Here is a 17,964-nt window from a genome sequence, read left to right as displayed (position 1 = left end):
CCCGTCCCCTTCCGCTACGTGCTCGGCTAGGACTGGGCGCCTGTCGTGGCGCTGGGGTCGCCTGGTCCGTCGAGGCGCACCCTCCCGCCGCGGTTGCCCTGGCGACGCGGCGGCCGCGTCACGGTCTCCTGGTCGGCCTCGACGAGGTGGCGCTGCTGCTCCAGCTCCTCGTCGTACTTGATGTTGCGCAGCCGCTTGTTCATGTTGCGCATGAGCAGCCACAACGCGCACGCCAACAAGAAAAACGCGAGAAAGCCACCGATGCCGCCGGAGACGGCTTGGTTGGCACCACTCATACTGTCTCCTTCACGACGTCGTACACGGGGCGGACGTCCTCCACCATGACACGGCGGGACAGCTCGTCGGCGGCGGGCGGGTCACCCAGACCGGCGAACAGGTCGTCCTCCCCCTCGGCGAGGGGCACATAGCTGATCGCGGCTTCGAAGTCCTCGTGCGGCCAGACCCGCTTCTCGATCTCCAGCGGGGCGGCGAACCACCACCCGTCCGGATCGATCTGGGTGGCGTGCGCGAGCAGCGCGGCGTTGCGCTGATCGAAGTGGTCCGCACAGGGCACCCGGGTGGTCACCCGCCGCTGCGGCATGGCGCTGCGTCGCTCGATCCATTCCTGGTACGGCGAGGGCAGCTTCGCCTCTTGCAGCGCTGCGTGCAGCGCGAGCATCCGATCGTGCGCGATGGTCTGGTTGTAGTAGAGCTTGAGGGGCTGCCAGGGGGCTCCCGCGTGCGGGTAGGCGCTCGCGTCGCCCGCTGCGCGGAACGCGGCCACACTCACGATGTGGGTCATCACGTGGTCCGGGTGCGGGTAGCCGCCCCGCTCGTCGTACGTCGTGAGGACGTGCGGACGGAACTCTCGAATCACCCGGACCAGCGCCTCCGCGGTGACACTCACGGGCTCCAACGCGAAGCAGCCATGCGGCAGCGGCGGCAGCGGGTCGCCCTCCGGCAAGCCCGAATCCACGAACCCGAGCCAGGTGTGCTCGACCCCCAGCACCGCCTGCGCCTTTGCCATCTCGTGGCGCCGGAACTCCGGCAGGTCGCGCAGCAGATCGGCGTCGTTCTTCAGCCGGGGGTTCAGGACGTCGCCGCGTTCGCCCCCGGTGCAGGAGACGACCATGACACGGGCACCGGCGGCGACGTATTTCGCGGAGGTCGCCGCGCCCTTGCTGGACTCGTCGTCGGGGTGCGCGTGCACCGCCATGAGGCGCCACTGCGACTCCTGCGTCACGCTGTTCCCCCTTCCGGGTCCTCGCTCCTGCGGGCTCGCCTCGTCCCCGACGCGGCCATCGGGTGACCGCCGACACACCCTACGGCGTGCGACGCGGCCACGGTGGATCCGTTGGGTCGAGCATAGGCCGCCGGCGAACCGGTGGGCGCAACCACGTGACCGGTCGGCGTGTGTCGTCGACCGGTGGTCCCACTCTCGCAGATGTGGCTCGCCGCCACCCAGGGCTCACCGGACCCGGATTAGGCTGATCCGGTGCGCATCCCCCGCCCCGCCCCCGGCCGAGCCAAGATCTGGCTCCTGGCCACCGTCACGTTCATCACGGCCACGGTGATCGCCGTCTGGTGGGGCCTGTCAGCCACCCTCACCAAGCCCACCTGGCAGTCGGTGACGTGGGAGATCCGGGACGACCGGGCCGCGGTGGCGACCTACACGGTGAACAAGCCCAAGGACATGACCGTCCTGTGTGTCGTGGAGGCGCTGGGCATGGACCACGCCCTCGTGGGGTCTCGCGAGGTGACGCTCGGCGCCGCCGACCAGCGCGAGTTGACATATCAGACCGAGGTCCGCACGACTGCCCGGGCCGTCTCGGCGAAGCTGCGCAACTGCCGAGAGATCGCCCCCTCCTGACCCCACGCGACCCCGCCCTGCGACTCGCCCAGGGCGCCGCCCGCGGCGCCCGTCCCTTCACCCCGCGCCGGCCCAATCCTGCACCGTCCTAACGAAACTCGGCCGCGGTCCGGGGTGCCCGGGCAGCCGCCAGGCTGACGGCGCGTCGGACAGGGCCTATAGTGGGTGACTTGTACGCACCCGGCGGTGGCCGCCGGGTGCGCTCGCGTCGGGGGAGCTGTCCGTGGGCCGTTGCGCACTCGGACCGGCGCCCGCACCACCCGGGCGCAGTGCCGCGGGTCGAGACGCATCGAGGGCTGGATGGAGGAGTGAGACCGTGTCAGAAACGACGACGCCACAGGCGAGCTACCTGACCCAAGAGGCCTACGACCGCCTCAAGTCCGAGCTCGACCACCTGAGCGGCGATGGCCGCACCGAGATCTCCAGGCGGATCGAAGCCGCTCGCGAAGAGGGCGATCTGCGCGAGAACGGTGGCTACCACGCCGCCAAGGAGGAGCAGGGCAAGATGGAGGCCCGCATCCGCCAGCTGCAGCAGCTCCTGGAGACCGCGATCGTCGGCGAGACGCCTCCCGACGACGGCATCGTCGAGCCCGGCATGATCGTCACCGTCGAGATGTTCGGCGACGAGGAGAAGTTCCTGCTCGGCAGCCGCGAGATCTCCGAGGACGGGCTGGACGTGTACTCCGAGAAGTCCCCCCTCGGCGAAGCCATCATGGGCAAGAAGGCCGGCGAGTCGGCGACCTACACGGCGCCCAACGGCAAGGAGATCACCGTCAAGATCCTGGCGGCCAAGCCCTACGGCGGCTGAAGCCGGCTGGTCCCCCGGCCGATCCCACGGGGCCGATCCCATGGGGCCTGTGCCCCGGCCCGGTCTCCTGTCCGACGCGTGGCTGGCTGGCTGGCCTGCATCTGGACAGGACCGCTGCTCGGCGGCGGGTCGGGCGCGGTCAGTCGCCGCGCTCGGCCCGCTCGATCGGGGCCGGCGGCGGGCCGACCGTGACATAGGGCAGGGTTGCGTGGATGATCGGCCCGATCGCCAGCGCATAGAGCAGCGTCCCGACGCCGAGGTTGCCGCCGAGCAGGTAGCCGATCACGACGACCGTCACCTCGATGCCGGTCCGGATGAGGCGCACGGACCGGCCGGTGATCCGCACCAGCCCGGTCATCAGCCCGTCCCGGGGGCCCGGCCCGAGCCGCGCCCCGACGTACGTCGCCGACGCGATCCCGTTCAGCAGGACTCCGGCGACGAGCAGCGCGGCCTGGACCGCGGGGACACTCGGCCGCGGCAGCACCGCCAGGCAGGCATCGAGCACCAGACCGATCACGATGACGTTCGAGATCGTCCCGATCCCCGGCCGCTCCCGCAGCGGGATCCACGCGGCGAGCACCGACGCGCCGATGATGATCGACCAGGCGCCGACGGTCAGGCCGAGGTGGTTGACGAGCCCCTGCGAGAGGACGTCCCAGGGCAGGACGCCGAGCCCCGCCGCCATCACCATGGCCTCGCCGACGCCGAACAGGACCAGCCCGGCCATGAGCTGCGTCAACCGACGCCCCGGCCGGTTGCGCAGCGGCAGCGGGGCGAGGTCGGGCATGAATCGCAGGCTATCGGTCGGCCCCGCGAGGTGCTTCACTGGCGTCATGTTCGACGAGCGTGTCAAGACGACGATGGTGGACCCGCGCGGCGCGATCACCGGCCGGCCAGCGCCGCTGCCCGGGATCCCGGAGCGCAACATCGTCCTGGAGACGTCGATGCACGAGTTCCCGGACGGCACGGAGGTGCTGTACGTCGCGTTCGGCTGCTTCTGGGGCGCCGAGCGGATCATGTGGCGCCTGCCCGGGGTGGTGTCGACGGCGGCCGGCTACATGGGCGGCTACACTCCGAACCCGACGTACACCGAGGTCTGCACCGGCTGCACGGGGCACACCGAGACGGTGCTGGTGGCCTACGATCCGGCCGCCATCTCCCCGGAGCTGCTGCTCAAGACGTTCTGGGAGAACCACGACCCCACCCAGGGGATGCGGCAGGGCAACGACGTGGGCACCCAGTACCGGTCCGCGATCTACTGGACCACGCCCGCTCAGGAGGCGGCGGCGCGCGCGACGTACGACGCGTTCGGTGCCGTCCTGCGCGACGCGGGCGTCCCGCGGCCGATCACGACGGAGCTGCTGCCCGCGGGCGGTGACCGGCGCACGGACGAAAAGGTGGCCGGTCCGTTCTACTTCGCGGAGGACTACCACCAGCAGTACCTGGAGAAGAACCCGAACGGCTACTGCATGCATGGTCCGAACGGGCTTACCTGCCCCGTCGGGTTGACCAGCGCGGACGGCGTGCCGGCGCAGCTGGACGTGGCGCCGCCGAGCTAATTGACCCCGGGCTGCGGCTCGCGGCGTCAGCCGGCGCGGGCCAGCAGCGTCTCGGCGCCCTTGGCGCACAACACGCGCACGCCCGTGGTCGCGCTGCGGGCTGCGGTCGGGCTCTGGCAGGCCCAGCCGCTGACGACGAGGGTCTTCGTGTTGCCGTGGGTGCCGTCGTCGGGGGCGGCGAGGTACGCCGTGAGCAGGCTCGTCGCCTGGGCGCACGTGAGGCCCGCGTCCGTGAGGTCCACGGTGAGCTTCGTCGTGCCCGTCGTCGTGCACGGTCCGGCGGGCGAACTCGGGGCGGTAGCGGGTGCGCTCGGCGCTTGGGAAGGAGCGGCGGACGGTACGGCGGAGGCTGCGGCACCCGGTGAGTCGGTGGCGGCCGACCCGCTCGGCGAAAATGGAGCCGCCGCGGCCCCGGTAGGCACTCCCCCGGCCGAGCGTGGCGCCGCGGCCGCGCTCGCCGAGGAGGCCTCACCAATGCCCTGCGCCGGGCCGGTTTCGGTCGCCGGGGCGGTGGTGCCGGCGACCGCGGCGGGCTGGGTGCCGGTCGACGTGGGCCGGGCCTCGCCGGCCAGCCCGACCAGGGCGATCGCGTCGCGGGTCGGCGTGGCGTCGCCGCCGACCCCCGCGAGCGCGGCGGCACCGAGGGTCACGGCGCTGACGGCCGCGGCGAGCGCCGCAGAGCGGGTACGCACAAACGTCATGAGACTCCCGTCCCGAGCTGGGTGATGTCCCGATCGGCCGCCCGGCACCGGGGCTGAGGAAGCCGCCGGCCGGCGATGCCGAGCCATCCGCCGGGCGACTCGCACGCTGCGACGGGCACCCGCCAGGTCAGGTCGGCTGGGTCGCGAGCTGTCGGCCCAGCCAGTCGCCCTGGTCCTGCAGCTTGGTGAGCACGGACAACAGGGCCCGCTCGCGACGCGACAGGTCGACGGCGACGGTGTCGTCCCGCCCCGTCTTGCGGGCATCCGGCGTGTAGGTGCCCAGCGGGTCGGGTCCTTGGGCGGCACGGGCGGCGACGTACGCCTCCCACGTCGCCCCGTTGACGTTCGCGGCCACGGACGACAAGGCCCGCGCCGTGCCGGTGAGCCGGCTCGACGTCCCCGCCGGGTCCGCCTCGAACGCGGCGGCGAGCTCCCGCTTGTCCAGCGCGGGGTCGCCGCGGCGGCCGGTGTGCAGGCCGGGTACGCCGGGCAGCCCGCCGCGCGCCGGTCGGTCGGCGTCCCCGCCGGCTCCCGCCGGGCTGGCTCCGGGCTGCGGCGTACCGGGGGTGCCGCCGAGCGGACCCGCGAGACCCAGGGCGCCGAGGATGCCGGCGGCCGTGTCGGGGGCACCGGCGGCCCGCGCGGCGCCGATCGCGTCGGCGGCTCGGCCCACCAGCCGGGCGGCGAGGTCGGTGACGTCCGCGGCCTCTCGGCGAAGACCCACCTGGAAGGCCCGGCCCGCGTCGGCGCGGTGCAGGTCGAGGGAGATCCCGGGCAGCACGTCGCGGATCGAGTTGGTCGCGGACTGCATGACCGCCGCGGTATGGCCCGCGCGCTGCACCTCGATCATCGCGTCGCGCGCCGCGGTCAGTTGCACGGCGCGACCGAGGATGGCCGAGGCGGCCGGCGGCTGCAGCCCGTTAACGATCGTGATGTTCTGGCCGCGGCCCGAACTCAGCGACTCCAGGTGCAGCTGCACCGTGCCGCCGGTGAGCTCGTTGAGGGTGGCCCGGACGCCGGCGCTGGACTGGTTGATGTATGACGCCAGGTCCGCCGGGGTCGGATAACGCCCGACTTCGATGACCGTGGTGTGCTCCTGGGCGGTGCCGAGCGCCTCCACGATGCCGATGGTCGTCTCCCAGCCGTCGCCGAGCGGGCTGTCGGGGTGGAACGACTGCGCCGTCCCGACCGCCCCACCAGCGGCGAGGGACAGCACCCGGACCGTGGCGAGACCCGCGGGGGCGTCGGCCGCCACCAGCGGGGTCGCGATGCCGGGCGCGCCCGACACGACGGTGCTGCTGGGCAGGCTGGCGCTGGGCGCCGTCGCCTCGGCGGCGACCTTGCCGAGCTCGGCCAGGGCCGCGCGCAGCGGGCCGACGGTGGACTCCGCGGACGGACGCGCGGCGGAAGTCTTCGCGGGGGTGTCGACCGCGCCGAGTATCAGGTCGGACCCGCGCACGGCCGCCGGCACGTCGCCATGGGTCAGGCGCGAGACGAGGTTCTCGACCCCGGCAGCGACCTGGGCGTACGCGGCGCTGCTCTGCGCGGCGTGCGCCACTTCGCGGAGCAGTCCGCCGAGTGCCGCAGCGGCCGCGGGGCCGCCGTCGACGGCCGCGCCGCCGGCGTCGACCGCCTGATCTCCGAGGTGGCCGAGCACCACGTTGCTGACGCCGTCCAGCGCGGCGAGGACGCCGTTGGCGGTGCCCAACCGGCTGGCGAGCACGCCCGACGACGGGGTCAGCGCCGGACCGTCGGCCATGCGGACGACGGCACTGCCGTCCGCGCCGATGACGCTCTCCAGGGCGCCGGAGTGACCCCCGGTCACGAGGGCCCGGCCGTTGATCGCGACGTCGACGCTGGCGCGCGGCCCCGGCTGGGCGGTGGCGCCGCTGAGCCGGGCGAGGGAGACCACGAGTTGTTCGCGCTGCCGAGCCAGGTCCTCGGGGATCGGGCGGCCGCCGTCGACCGCGGCGCTGATCCGGTCGTTGAGGCCGGCCACGCGACCGGCGAGGTCGTTGACGTCGGCGACCGCCCGGTCGATGCCGTCCCGCACGCTGCTCGCGTAGTCGTGGATCGCCGTGCGCAGACGCCGTACGTCGTCCGCCGCGCGCACCACGTCGGTGAGCGCCGCGCGGGGGTCCCGCGAACGCTGGGTCTCGGCCGCGTCGGCCTCCGCCTGCGCCGCCTCCGCGGCCCGGCGCGCATCCGCCGCGTCGGCCGAGCGCGCGGTCTCCTCCTGACGGCCGAACTCGGCCTCGACGCTGGCCGCCTGCGCGGCGGCGCGCTGGGCGTGGGCGCCCTGCGCGCGGGCATCTTGGGCGGCGCGGGCCGCCGAGTCGCTGCCGTCCCGAGCGTCGGCGGGATCGGCCGCGCTGGCCGTCGGCTCCTGACGGTACCGGCTGCGCTCGACGCGTTCGGCGCGCTCGGCCTGGGCGTCCGCGAGGGCCGCGGCGGCACGGGCGGCCTCGTCGGCCGCCGTACGGGTGATGAGGTCGGCTCGCACCGCCGCCTCGCGACGGTCCTTGTCGGCGCGCTTGCGGGAGGCAGCGGCGTCATCCGCGCGCGTCAACGTCACGTCCTGCGCGGCCTTGGCATCCGGGCGATCGCGGTCCTGTTCGGGCCACACGTCGGCGAGGCTGCGGCGGGCCGCGGCACCGGGATCCCCCACCGCCCGCTCGGCACCGACCAGATCGCTGCGGCGCGCCTCGAGCAGGCCTCCGACCGCCTGGGCCCGCAGCGACGTGGCGGACAGGGGCGGGAGCTCGACGGGCCGGGGCTGGGCGGTCGCGGGCACATCGACGGAGCCGCCCCGTGCGCCGGGGCCGCCCTCCTGGCGTGCACCGATGCGCAGCGACGCCATCGTGGGGAGCACTGGGTTGACCCGGTGCCCGCCGATGGGCTCGAGCGCGAAGCTCCCGTACGACATGGCCGTTTCTCATCCGTGAGTGGGGCCGCGGCCCCGAAGCTGTCCGATAGCCGCACCGGCGAAAGTGGAGGGTCTTCTCCAGTACGTCGTGCCTATCGGCCGACGGCTGGCGAACCTGAGGCTCGCGCGGTCGGCTGCGGTCCCGCCGCGGTGCTGGGATAGCGTGGTCGGTGACCGCACGCACGCCCCTCCCCGACCGTTCCGCCCGAGCGTCACCCTCCGGAGGACCGCATGGGACGCGCCCGACGAGCGCGCAAGATCGCAGCCGCCGCCGCGTACGGTGGCGGCCTCGGCTTCGCCGGCGTCGGCGCGGCGGGTCTGGTCGGCTACTGGACGATCAAGGCGGAGGCACGCCACGCCCGTCGCCGGATCGGCAAGCCGTTCGAGACGTTCCCGGAGGCGAGCGACCTGTACGGCGTCGGCGTCGGCGATCCCATCGACCTGATCGTGCTTGGGGACAGCCTGGCGGCGGGGGTGGGGGCCGAGAGCCGGTACGAGACCATCGGCGGCATCCTCGCCGTCGGCGTGGCCGCCCTCGCCGGTCGCCCCTTGCGGCTGACGAATGTCGCGGTCAGCGGCGCCGAGGCGAGCTGGCTCGACGCGCAGGTCACCCGGGCGTTGACCGCCGTGCCGGCGCCGCACTGCGCGGTCATCTCCGTCGGCGGCAACGACGTCACGCATCGCATCGACCGGGCGATCTCGGTGCGGCACCTGGAACACGCCGTACGGCGGCTGCGCGAGGCGCACTGCGAGGTGGTGGTGGGGACCTGCCCGGACCTGGGCACCATCGAGCCGCTGGCCCAGCCGCTGCGGTTGCTGGTGCGGCACTGGGCGCGCGACATGGCCGCCGCACAGACGGTGGCCGTCGTCGAGGCGGGCGGACGGACGGTGTCGCTGGGCGACCTGCTCGGGCCGCACTTCGCCGCGATGCCCGAGGAGATGTTCAGCGCGGACCGGTTCCACCCCTCGCCGGCGGGCTATGCCCGGGCCGCAGCGGCGCTGTTGCCCTCGGTGGCCCTGGCCCTCGACCTGTGGCCGCTGGATCCCGACGACGCCAGCCCGGACCGGCTGCGCGGAGAGGGGCTCGCCAGCATCGCGGACGCGGCCACCCGCGCCGTACGCATGCCCGGCAGCGAGGTGAGCGGCGCGGACGTGGCGGGCCGCGAACGCGGGCCGAGCGGGCGGTGGGCGATGGTGCGCCGGTGGGGCCGCCGCGCCGCGACCCCCGACGGGGGCGATCCCGACGAGGTCGATGACGACTGAGACCACGGCGCGGACTGGACGGGCACGCGTGACCCGTGCGCCGGGTCGCGAGCCTGCTTACGCTGACGCCATGCCACGCCACGAGCCGGGCCGGAACCAGGGCCAGGAGCCGGCCCACGAATCGGGGCGCGAGCGGGGTCACGACTCCCCCGAGCTGACCTGGTCGGGGATGGGCGTGGTCGCCTTCCTGTACGGCACCGCGGGCTCCGAGGCGATGTCCGCGCGGCTGCTGCTGCGCCTGCTCGGCGACCTCGGGCTGACGCCGGGCGCGGCCCGGAGCGCGGTCGCGCGGCATCGGCGCGCCGGGGCGCTGACGGCCGAGCACCGCGGACGGGCGACGACGTACCGTCTGTCCGGCGCCTACCTCGCCCGGTTCCGCCGCACGTCGACCGCGGACGAGCCGCGCGGACTCCCCTGGGACGGGCACTTCCACTGCCTCCTGGTCGAGGTCCCCGAGGAGCACCGGTGGTGGCGCGATGTGCTGCGGCGGGAGTGTTACGCGTGGGGGTATGGCCAGCTGCACCCGGGGGTCTGGGCCCACGTCGCGGATCACGCCCAGGAGGTGCTGGCCGGCGTTCCTGCCCCGCCGCCGAGCTCGTCCGTGGTGCCGGGGCGCGTCGCCCTGGACCCGGTCGAGATGCGTGCCCGCGCCGCTGCCATGTGGGAGCTCGCGGAGCGCTCGGCGAGCTACCGCCGGTACGCCGCCGCGATGCGCGCGGTGACGCTGCCGAGCGAAGCCCTCGAGCCTGAGGACCTTCGCCGGTACGTACGGGGCTACGCGCCGTTCCTGCAGTTTCTCGTCCACGATCCGCACCTGCCGGACGAACTCGTGCCCGCCGACTGGGGCCGTCCCGAGGCGATGGCCGCGCTCACCGACGGGATGGCGACGTGGATCCCGGCGCTGCGGCGGTACTTCGCCGAAGCGGAGGGGTGACCAGGTCCGGCGCCCGCTGCGGTGCCGGCTGCTGGGGTGCCGGCTGCTGGGGTGCCGGCTGCTGGGGTGCCGGCTGTGGCGGCACCGACTGCTCCGGTGCCGCCCGCGGCCTAGCGCACGGTGGCTCGGTTGCCCCGGATCGCGCGGGCGACCCCGTAGGTTACGACGGCGGTGCCCAGGAAGAACAGCGCCGCGATGCCCAGCGCGGCCGAGGCCGTCGCCTTCAGCCCGACGTACCACACGCCAAACGCAATACACGCGGCGATCACGCCGGCCACCAGGCCGTTCTTGAGATCGACGTTCATCGTCTTCGCCCTTTCCCTCGAATCATGAGCATCGATATCGGATTGGCAAACGCTCGTGTTCGAGGACGATACCAAGGGTGCCCGGTCGATACGACCCGTCCGCGTGAACTCTGGGGGAACGGTCCGTCAGGGCGCCACCGTGCCGCCGCTGACAGGCAGCGTCAGCGAGCCGACGTAACTGAGCGAGCCGCGACCCAAGAGCTGGTCCCAGTCGCCGAAGTAGACGTGGCCGCGCCGGTCGGCGTCGTGCAGGATGTAGATCCCCTGCCCCGTGGGGCGCAGGTCATTGCCGGCGCCGGTGGTGCAGAAGCCGCTGCCGATGCCGACGACACCGGCCGGGATGGCGCTCGTCACCAGCCGCGATGCCGGCGCCGAGGCCGGGTGGTCCACGTCCACGACGTACTGCGTCAGCCCCCGGGCGTCGGCGACCAGCACGAGCACCGTGCGCGGCGGCGGCCCGGGCTGGCTGGAGCCCAAGGCGGTGACGGCGGTGGCGGAGGTCAGCCCCGTGGCGATGGTGCGGGGCTTGGCCAGCGCGAGCGGCCCGCGCAGGTCCGCCGCGGCGCGGTAGAGCTCCAACCGGCCGTCGGTGCGCAGGACGGCGACCGCGGGGTACGGCTCGCCCTGCCCGCGCAGCAGGCCCCCGATGGCGCGGGCGTCCCCGAACCCGGTGCCCAGCACGACGTCCTCCCGCACCGACCCGGTCTCGGTCAGCGTGCCCTTGGCGATCTGCAAGACGGCCCAGCGGCCCCGCAGCGTGCCGTCGGCCTCGACGCTGAGCAGGCCGCGGCCCGCCACGAAATTCTGGCCGGTCAGGCCGGCGAGGTCGGCGAGCCGCGGCGACCCGGTGACCCCCTCGATGCGACCGAGGCTGCGGGCCGTCAGGTTCGTCGTCTCGATCAGGCTCGCGGTCGGCGGCGTGAGCACCGCCAGCTGGCTGCGGCACTGCTGACCCGCGAACCGCTGCGCCGCGGCCGCGTCGATCGGCGGTACGGCGGGCGCAGGCCGGTCGGCAGGTGCCTGCTCGGTGGCGCCGGCGCTTGGTGGCGCGGCCGAGGACGAGGCGTCCGCGGTGGGCTCGGTCGGGCCCCCGCTGGTCGCGGCACTGGTCGCGGGCGTGGACGATCCGCTGGTCGTCCCGGTCCCCGGCGGCGCCGACGAACACGCGATCGCGCCGGCCAGCACTCCGGTCCCGAGGATGACGGCCATCCCCCGTCGGGACAGCCTCCGCTGGATGCTCATGACTCCCCCTTCCCCCTGGGCCCGACGACGACGGCGGGCCTCTACAGAGCCAGACGCGTGGGCAACGGCGCAGGTTACGGGGGTTACCGGATCGTAGTTCAGGCGTCGCGGGGGGCCGGCTCATCGAGCCGGCGGCGCAGCGCGGCGAGCTCGGTCGCGAGCGCCGCGCCCAGGTCATCGAGGGGGCGGGACGGCGCTGCCGGGGCCGGGGCCACCGGAGCGGCGGGGATCGACCCCGGGTGGGCGGCGCGGTGCCGGGCGACGTCGTACGTCAGGGTGACCAGCTGGTCGTACGCCGCGGCCGGGCCGAGATCGGGAATCTTCGCTGCGGCCGCCGTACCGTTCGCGCACTCGTCGGCGAACCGCTGCGCGAGCGCGCGCAGCGCCGGGGCAAGCCGAAGCGCCTGGGGCAACGGCAGCCTTCGCCACCGCGCGCCCAGGCGCTCCAGTTCGACGCGGGCCGCTTCCGGGACGGGATGCGGCGGCGGGTCGACGATCACGACCGGGAGATTACTCCCGCAGGCTCACTCGCGGAACTGAGCGATGAGGCGCAGGACCTCCAGGTACAGCCACACGACCGAAACGATGAGGCCGTGGGCGAGCAGCCAGGAGTACTTCTCGGGGGCGCCGGTACGGATGGCCTGGTCGATCGAGTCGAAGTCCATGGCGAGGGTGTAGGCGGCCAAGCCGACGACGAACAGCGAGATGCCGATGCCCAGCGGGGTGCCGAACGGGAACAGCCCCCACCCATTGCCTCCACCGAGCATCGCCACAGCAAGGCTGATCAGGCCGAAGATCAGGTAGCCGACCATGGCCATTCCGACGATCCGGCGCGCACGCGCGGTGACCTTGATGTAGCCGGCCTTCCAACCCACGAACATGGCGACAAACACGCACAGCGTGGCGACGACGGCAGTCGCGACGATGCCGCGGTATTGACCTTCGAAGACTCGACTGATCGCGCCGACGAACAGGCCCTCCAAGGCGGCGTAGGCGATGATCAGGGGCGGGCTGATCTTCTTCATGAACGCGATGGCCAGGCCCACGCCCAGGCCACCGAACATGCCGACCATCCACAGCGTGGAGCCGAGAGCCCGGTTGCTGCCCATGGTCACCCAACTGAAAGCCGTGGTGGCGAGCAGAATGCCGAACAGCATCATCGTCTTCATCAGCACGTCGTCGAGCGTGACGCGGCCCATCTGGACCGGGCCGGCCGACGGCTGCTGGTACATCTGGTTGAGCTGGTCGTTGCTCATCTGGCCGTACTGCGGCGGCTGGTAGGGCATCTGCTGGCCGTAGCCCTGCGGCTGCTGGCCGTAGCCCTGGCCTTGCGGCATGTGGTCCTGGGGCTGGCCGTGTCGACCGTAGCCCTGCTGGCCCTGGCCGTACCCCTGCGGGAACGACGCCTGACCGGGGCCGAAGCCGGCGTACTGGCCTTCCTTCGCCTCTTTGTCGATCCGGTTGAAGACGGGGTTGCTCATGGGGGGTGGTTCCTCCGAAGTGGGTGGCGCGCGCGGTTTGCGCGGTCGCTGCCTGCAACGCCGCACGTCGAAGCGGCGTTCCCCATCTGTCCATCAGGTGAGACCTGGGCGCATATCGGCAGCTCACAGGCTTGGTGCCCCCGACGGGATTCGAACCCGCACTTGAGCCATTTTAAGTGGCCTGCCTCTGCCGGTTGGGCCACGGGGGCAGGGTCAGGCTATCCGAGGAGGGCCTGCGCGCCGCGCGGCAAGACCGCTCCGTGCTTCCGGCGGGTCAGGCCAGCGCCGCCGCGATCGCCGCGTCGAGCATGGGCTGGGTGAGCTTGCCCGTGAACGTGTTCTGCTGGCTCACGTGGTAGCTGCCGACGAGGCGCACCGAGCGCCCGTCCGGGGTGGTCAGCGGCGAGAGGGAGCCGTGCGTGAACGGTACGGCGGGGCGCGGGGTCGCCCACCCCGCTCGGAGTACGGCGTGCAGCGTCGCATCCCACCCGATCTTGCCCAGCGCGAGCATCCCCTCCAGCGTCGGCCCGACCAGGGCCAACTCGCGATCCAGCCACGGCGCGCAGGTGGCCTTCTCGGCCGTGGTCGGCTTGTTGGCGGGCGGGGCGCAGTGCACGGGGGCGGTGATTTGCGCCCCGACCAGGCGCAACCCGTCGCCGGCTGCGACGCTGGTGGGCCGGACGGCGAGCCCGGCCCGGTGCAGCGCCGCGTAGAGCCAGTCGCCGCTGCGATCGCCGGTGAACATGCGCCCCGTCCGGTTCCCGCCGTGGGCCGCGGGGGCGAGCCCGACCACGAGCAGGCGCGGGGCCGGGTCGCCGTACGAGGGGACGGGCCGGCCCCAATAGGGCTGGTCCGCGAAGGCCGCCCGCTTCGTGACCGCGACCTCCTCTCGCCAGGCCACCAGCCGCGGGCAGGCCGCGCACACCGAGACCAGCGCGTCCAGCTCGGCGAGGCCGGCCGCCGTCGCTGCCCGCGCCGCCACCTCGCCCGCCGTGCGACACACCGGGGTCGCCGCCGACGCCGGGTCCCCCGGCCACCCGCTGCCCGGCGGCACCGGCGAACCGAAGTTCACCCCCGTCACCGGGTGCGGCCACTCCCGACCGTTCGTGACCTGCGCCTTGGGTGCCATGGCACCATCGGGGCTGGTCACGAACGGTCGCCGCGTGCCGTTGCGCCGCCGGAGGACGCGCGGAGCAGGTCCGCGACGATGCCGTCGAGGATGTCGTGCACGCACGTGACCACGGCCAACCCCGGCGAGGACTCCGCCACCCGCGCGACGACGCGCGACCACACGATCGCCCCGGCGGCGATGACGTCCGCCCGGCCGGGCACCATCACCGGCAGCGCCGCGCGTTGGGCGCGGGTCATGGCGACGAGCTCGGCGCATGAGGCGAGCACGGCCTCGGGAGGGAAGGTCGCCAGGTGGACGTCCCAGTCCGCGTAGCTCGGCAGGTCCAGGGCCAGCGCCGTCAGGGTGGTCACCGTGCCTGCCACTCCGACGAGGGTCGCGATCTCCGCCAGGTCCACGGTCCGGGCCACCTCGTCCAGCGCCGCATCCGTCGCTCCCGCCACGGCCGCGACGTCGGCGGTCGAGGGCGGGTCGGAACCCAGCAGCCGCTCGGTGAGCCGCACCGACCCCACGTCGACCGAGATCGCCGCCTGCGGCGCGTCGCCGCCACGGACGAATTCCGTTGAGCCGCCGCCGAGGTCGACGACGAGGTACGGCGCCGCGTGGCCGGCGGCTCGGACCGCCGCCGTCGCCCCCGCGAACGACAGCGCCGCCTCCTCCTGCCCCGAGATGACCTCGGGGCGGACGTCGCGGCCCCAGGCGTACGGCGCGAACGCGGCCCGCACCCCGGCGGCGAACTGGTCCGCGTTCCTCGCGTCCCGAGACGCTGAGGTGGCCACGAACCGCACCGCCTCGACCGCGTGCCGGTCGCACTCCTGCGCGTAGGAGTCGATCACCAGCAGCGCGCGCTCCATCGCCTCTGGCGCGATCAGCCCCGTGGCGTCCACGCCCTGGCCGAGCCGCACGATCTCGGTGCGGCGCACCACGTCGGTCGGTGTCGCCACGGCACTCGACGTCGAGCCGGGCGCGGAGTCGCCCGCACCGACGTCCCCGGCGCCCCCGCCTCCCCCGGCCCCCGACGCGTCGGCCTCGCTGATGAGCAGGCGCAGCGAGTTGGTGCCGCAGTCGATGGCCGCTACCCGCACGACGTACCCTCCGGCTCCCCACCCGACGTAGCCCCGCCGTCCCCCACCGGCGACGATCCCCCGGCCGCCGCCGGCACGGTCACGCACGGCCCGGCCGCAGCCCAATCGGGCAGCAGCGCCAGCGCCTCGTCCCCCAGGGGATTGACCCCGGGACCCGCCGCCAGGGCGTGCCCGACCAGCACGTGCAGGCACTTGACCCGGCTCGGCATCCCCCCGGCGGAGACCCCGGCGATCTCGGGCACCTCGCCGAGCGCGTGGCGCCGCCGCAGGTAGTCCTCGTGGGCGGCGGCGTACCGGGCCGCCAGCTCGGCGTCCGCGCCGAGCCGCTCGGTCATCTCGCGCATCACCCCGGTGGTCTCCAGCGTCGAGATCGCGCCGGTCAGCCGCGGGCAGGTCGCGTAGAACGTCGTGGGAAACGGGGTGCCGTCGGGCAGTCGCGGGGCCGTGGCCAGCACGTCCGGCAGCCCGCAGGCGCAGCGGTGCGCGACGCCCGCGACGCCCCGGACCTCGCGACCGAGCTGTGCCGTGGTCGCGGCGAGATCGGCGGGAGTGGCGGGCGGGTACGGCGGGTCGGGGGCCTGGCTCACCGGCCGGTGCCCGGGGCGCTCGCCGTGCTCGCGGGGCGCGACGCGCTCTGCCGCGGCGCCGGCTGGTCCCCGCCGGCGCCCGGCACGGACTGCGGCGCGGACGGGGTCTGGGTCGGCGTCGTGGTCGGCGCCTCGGTCGGGGTCGGGTTCGAGTTCCCGTCGAGGCGCGTCGTGCCGCGCCCGATCCCATCGGTGAGCTCCACCGACGTCCACAGCTGGGTGTACCAACTCATCTGATCGTCGTTCGCGGGCGCGACCATCTGGCCGCGGACCTGGCCCTCGCGGGTGTCCGCGAGCCGATCCGCGCCGATCACGGTGAACGCGACTTCGCCCGGCTTGACGAACTTCAGGCGCTGCCGGGCCTGCTGCTCGACGTACGCCGGGTCGGCCCAGCGGGCCTTCTCCTCCTGCAGCGCCTGCACGGTCTGCTCCTGCTGGGTGACCTTGGCGCGCAGCTCAGTGAGCTCCTGCCGCTGCTCGAACCAGGAGCGCACCGTGGGCACCAGCATCAACGCCAGCAGCACCACCACCGCGCCGAGGATCGCCAACCGCCTGGCCGGCCCGGTCAACCGGGCGAGGGGCTCGGAGAGGCGACGCGACCCGCCCTCACCTCGGCGGCCCGGGGCCTCGCTTCGTCCCGCGGTGGGGCGCACCGCCTCGCCCACCCGGCCCGGCGAGCCGGTCCGCGGCGGACGCGCCCCGGGGGCCCGTCGGGTCCGACCCGACGTGCCCCCGGGGCGACGGTTGCCTCCCGACATGCTCAGCCCTCCGAGGCCTGGTACCGCGGGAACGCGGACGCGCCGGCGTAGACCGCCGCGTCGTCGAGGTCCTCTTCGATGCGCAGCAGCTGGTTGTACTTCGCCACGCGCTCGGACCGCGCCGGAGCACCGGTCTTGATCTGGCCGCAGTTGGTCGCGACGGCCAGGTCGGCGATCGTGGTGTCCTCGGTCTCGCCGGACCGGTGGCTCATCATGCACTTGTAGCCGGCGATCTGCGCCATCGTCACCGCGTCCAGCGTCTCGGTGAGCGAGCCGATCTGGTTCACCTTGACCAGCAGCGCGTTCGCCGTGCCGGAGTCGATGCCCCGCTTGAGGCGGGTCGGGTTGGTGACGAACAGGTCGTCGCCGACGAGCTGGACCTTGTCGCCGAGGCGCTCGGTGATCTGCTTCCAGCCCTCCCAGTCGTCCTCGTTCAGCGGGTCCTCGATGGAGACCAGCGGGTACGCCGAGACGAGCTCCGCGTAGTAGTCGATCATCTCGCCGGCGCTCTTGGTGCCGCCCTCGAAGGCGTAGCCGCCGTCCTTGTAGAACTCGGACGCGGCGACGTCCAGCGCGACGACGACGTCCTTGCCGAAGTCGTAGCCGGCCGCGCGGATGGCGTCGCCGATCAGGTCGAGCGCGGCGCGGTTGGACTCCAGGTTCGGCGCGAAGCCACCCTCGTCGCCGAGGCCGGTGGCCAGGCCCTTGTCGTGCAGCACCTTCTTGAGGGAGTGGTAGACCTCGGCGCCCATCCGCAGCGCCTCGCGGAAGCTCTCGGCACCGATCGGCGCGATCATGAACTCCTGGATGTCCACGTTGGAGTCAGCGTGGCTGCCGCCGTTGAGGATGTTCATCATCGGCACCGGCAGGACGTGCGCGTTCGGGCCACCCACGTAGCGGTACAGGGGCAGGCCGGCCGAGTCGGCCGCGGCCCGGGCCACGGCGAGGGAGACGCCGAGGATCGCGTTCGCGCCCATCGAGCCCTTGTTCTCGGTGCCGTCGATGGCGAGCATCTCGTTGTCGATGAGCCGCTGGTCGGCCGCGTCGAAGCCCAGGAGCCGGGGCTGCAGGTCCTCGACCACGTGCTCGACGGCCTTCTCGACGCCCTTGCCGAGGTAGCGGCCCTTGTCCCCATCGCGCAGCTCAACGGCCTCGAACGCACCGGTGGAGGCGCCACTCGGGACGGCCGCGCGGGCCATCGTCCCATCTTCGAGCACAACCTCGACCTCGACGGTCGGGTTGCCGCGCGAGTCGAGGATCTCGCGTGCGCCAATTGCCTCGATGCTTGCCACGGAATTCTCCTTGCGACGTGAGCG

The 17,964-nt window shown here is 73.7% G+C and carries 19 protein-coding genes and 1 tRNA gene; 5 read left to right on the top strand and 15 right to left on the bottom strand.

Annotation, left to right across the window (positions count from 1 at the left end):
• Positions 1-26: 26 nt before the first annotated feature.
• Positions 27-296, bottom strand: a complete 270-nt coding sequence (locus IPK37_12800; protein ID QQR99850.1) for a hypothetical protein — start codon at positions 294-296, stop codon at positions 27-29.
• Positions 293-1,216 (bottom strand): mycothiol conjugate amidase Mca, encoded by a 924-nt coding sequence (gene mca / locus IPK37_12795; GenBank protein ID QQS02855.1) that lies wholly within the window; start codon positions 1,214-1,216, stop codon positions 293-295. Before mca ends, IPK37_12800 begins: the two co-directional genes overlap by 4 nt.
• Positions 1,217-1,495: 279 nt before the next feature.
• Between mca and IPK37_12790 the strand changes: the two genes are divergently transcribed.
• Both IPK37_12790 and greA read left to right on the top strand, forming a co-directional pair.
• Positions 1,496-1,870, top strand: a complete 375-nt coding sequence (locus tag IPK37_12790; protein QQR99849.1) for a DUF4307 domain-containing protein — start codon at positions 1,496-1,498, stop codon at positions 1,868-1,870.
• Positions 1,871-2,186: 316 nt separating this feature from the next.
• Entirely contained in the window at positions 2,187-2,678 is a 492-nt protein-coding gene (greA, locus tag IPK37_12785; protein ID QQR99848.1) for a transcription elongation factor GreA, read from the top strand.
• Positions 2,679-2,817: 139 nt separating this feature from the next.
• On the opposite strand, the gene IPK37_12780 is transcribed toward greA, so the two are convergent.
• Entirely contained in the window at positions 2,818-3,465 is a 648-nt protein-coding gene (locus IPK37_12780; GenBank protein ID QQR99847.1) for a hypothetical protein, read from the bottom strand.
• A 46-nt stretch (positions 3,466-3,511) separates the two neighbouring features.
• On the opposite strand from IPK37_12780, the gene msrA reads away from it, so the two are divergent.
• A complete protein-coding gene (gene msrA / locus IPK37_12775) occupies positions 3,512-4,237 on the top strand; it encodes a peptide-methionine (S)-S-oxide reductase MsrA (protein QQR99846.1) in 726 nt (241 codons plus the stop codon).
• Between the two features lie 26 nt (positions 4,238-4,263).
• Here the strand turns inward: msrA and IPK37_12770 are convergent, their stop codons facing one another.
• Both IPK37_12770 and IPK37_12765 read right to left on the bottom strand, forming a co-directional pair.
• Entirely contained in the window at positions 4,264-4,938 is a 675-nt protein-coding gene (locus IPK37_12770) for a hypothetical protein (protein QQR99845.1), read from the bottom strand.
• A 127-nt stretch (positions 4,939-5,065) separates the two neighbouring features.
• Positions 5,066-7,864 carry a hypothetical protein gene (locus tag IPK37_12765; protein QQR99844.1) on the bottom strand — a complete coding sequence of 933 codons (2,799 nt, stop codon included), beginning with the start codon at positions 7,862-7,864 and terminating at the stop codon, positions 5,066-5,068.
• 231 nt (positions 7,865-8,095) lie between these two features.
• On the opposite strand from IPK37_12765, the gene IPK37_12760 reads away from it, so the two are divergent.
• Positions 8,096-9,127, top strand: coding sequence for an SGNH/GDSL hydrolase family protein (locus tag IPK37_12760; GenBank protein QQR99843.1), 1,032 nt, complete (start codon positions 8,096-8,098; stop codon positions 9,125-9,127).
• Positions 9,128-9,197: 70 nt separating this feature from the next.
• Positions 9,198-10,061 (top strand): hypothetical protein, encoded by an 864-nt coding sequence (locus IPK37_12755; protein ID QQR99842.1) that lies wholly within the window; start codon positions 9,198-9,200, stop codon positions 10,059-10,061.
• Positions 10,062-10,171: 110 nt separating this feature from the next.
• Here the strand turns inward: IPK37_12755 and IPK37_12750 are convergent, their stop codons facing one another.
• From IPK37_12750 to eno, 10 genes are all read right to left on the bottom strand, one after another.
• Positions 10,172-10,366, bottom strand: coding sequence for a hypothetical protein (locus tag IPK37_12750; GenBank protein ID QQR99841.1), 195 nt, complete (start codon positions 10,364-10,366; stop codon positions 10,172-10,174).
• A gap of 126 nt (positions 10,367-10,492) precedes the next feature.
• Positions 10,493-11,608, bottom strand: coding sequence for a hypothetical protein (locus IPK37_12745; protein QQR99840.1), 1,116 nt, complete (start codon positions 11,606-11,608; stop codon positions 10,493-10,495).
• Between the two features lie 98 nt (positions 11,609-11,706).
• Complete coding sequence (locus IPK37_12740; GenBank protein QQR99839.1) at positions 11,707-12,108, bottom strand: hypothetical protein; 402 nt, start codon at positions 12,106-12,108, stop codon at positions 11,707-11,709.
• Positions 12,109-12,132: 24 nt separating this feature from the next.
• Entirely contained in the window at positions 12,133-13,089 is a 957-nt protein-coding gene (locus IPK37_12735; GenBank protein QQR99838.1) for a Bax inhibitor-1/YccA family protein, read from the bottom strand.
• Between the two features lie 132 nt (positions 13,090-13,221).
• A tRNA-Leu gene (locus tag IPK37_12730) sits at positions 13,222-13,298 on the bottom strand.
• Between the two features lie 65 nt (positions 13,299-13,363).
• A complete protein-coding gene (locus tag IPK37_12725) occupies positions 13,364-14,218 on the bottom strand; it encodes a uracil-DNA glycosylase (protein QQR99837.1) in 855 nt (284 codons plus the stop codon).
• 17 nt (positions 14,219-14,235) lie between these two features.
• Positions 14,236-15,303, bottom strand: coding sequence for an exopolyphosphatase (locus tag IPK37_12720; GenBank protein QQR99836.1), 1,068 nt, complete (start codon positions 15,301-15,303; stop codon positions 14,236-14,238).
• The gene (locus IPK37_12715; GenBank protein ID QQR99835.1) at positions 15,294-15,890 is read right to left on the bottom strand and encodes a DUF501 domain-containing protein; all 597 of its coding nucleotides are present in this window, start codon (positions 15,888-15,890) and stop codon (positions 15,294-15,296) included. The genes IPK37_12720 and IPK37_12715 overlap by 10 nt, the downstream gene beginning before the upstream one ends.
• Entirely contained in the window at positions 15,887-16,420 is a 534-nt protein-coding gene (locus IPK37_12710; protein ID QQR99834.1) for a septum formation initiator family protein, read from the bottom strand. Before IPK37_12710 ends, IPK37_12715 begins: the two co-directional genes overlap by 4 nt.
• A gap of 230 nt (positions 16,421-16,650) precedes the next feature.
• Entirely contained in the window at positions 16,651-17,940 is a 1,290-nt protein-coding gene (eno, locus tag IPK37_12705) for a phosphopyruvate hydratase (GenBank protein QQR99833.1), read from the bottom strand.
• Positions 17,941-17,964 lie beyond the last annotated feature (24 nt).

It is taken from the genome of Austwickia sp., assembly GCA_016699675.1.
In the GTDB taxonomy this organism is placed as follows: Bacteria; Actinomycetota; Actinomycetes; order Actinomycetales; family Dermatophilaceae; genus Austwickia.
Note: the sequence above shows the minus strand (reverse complement) of the source record. Positions and strands in the feature narration are given on the sequence as shown.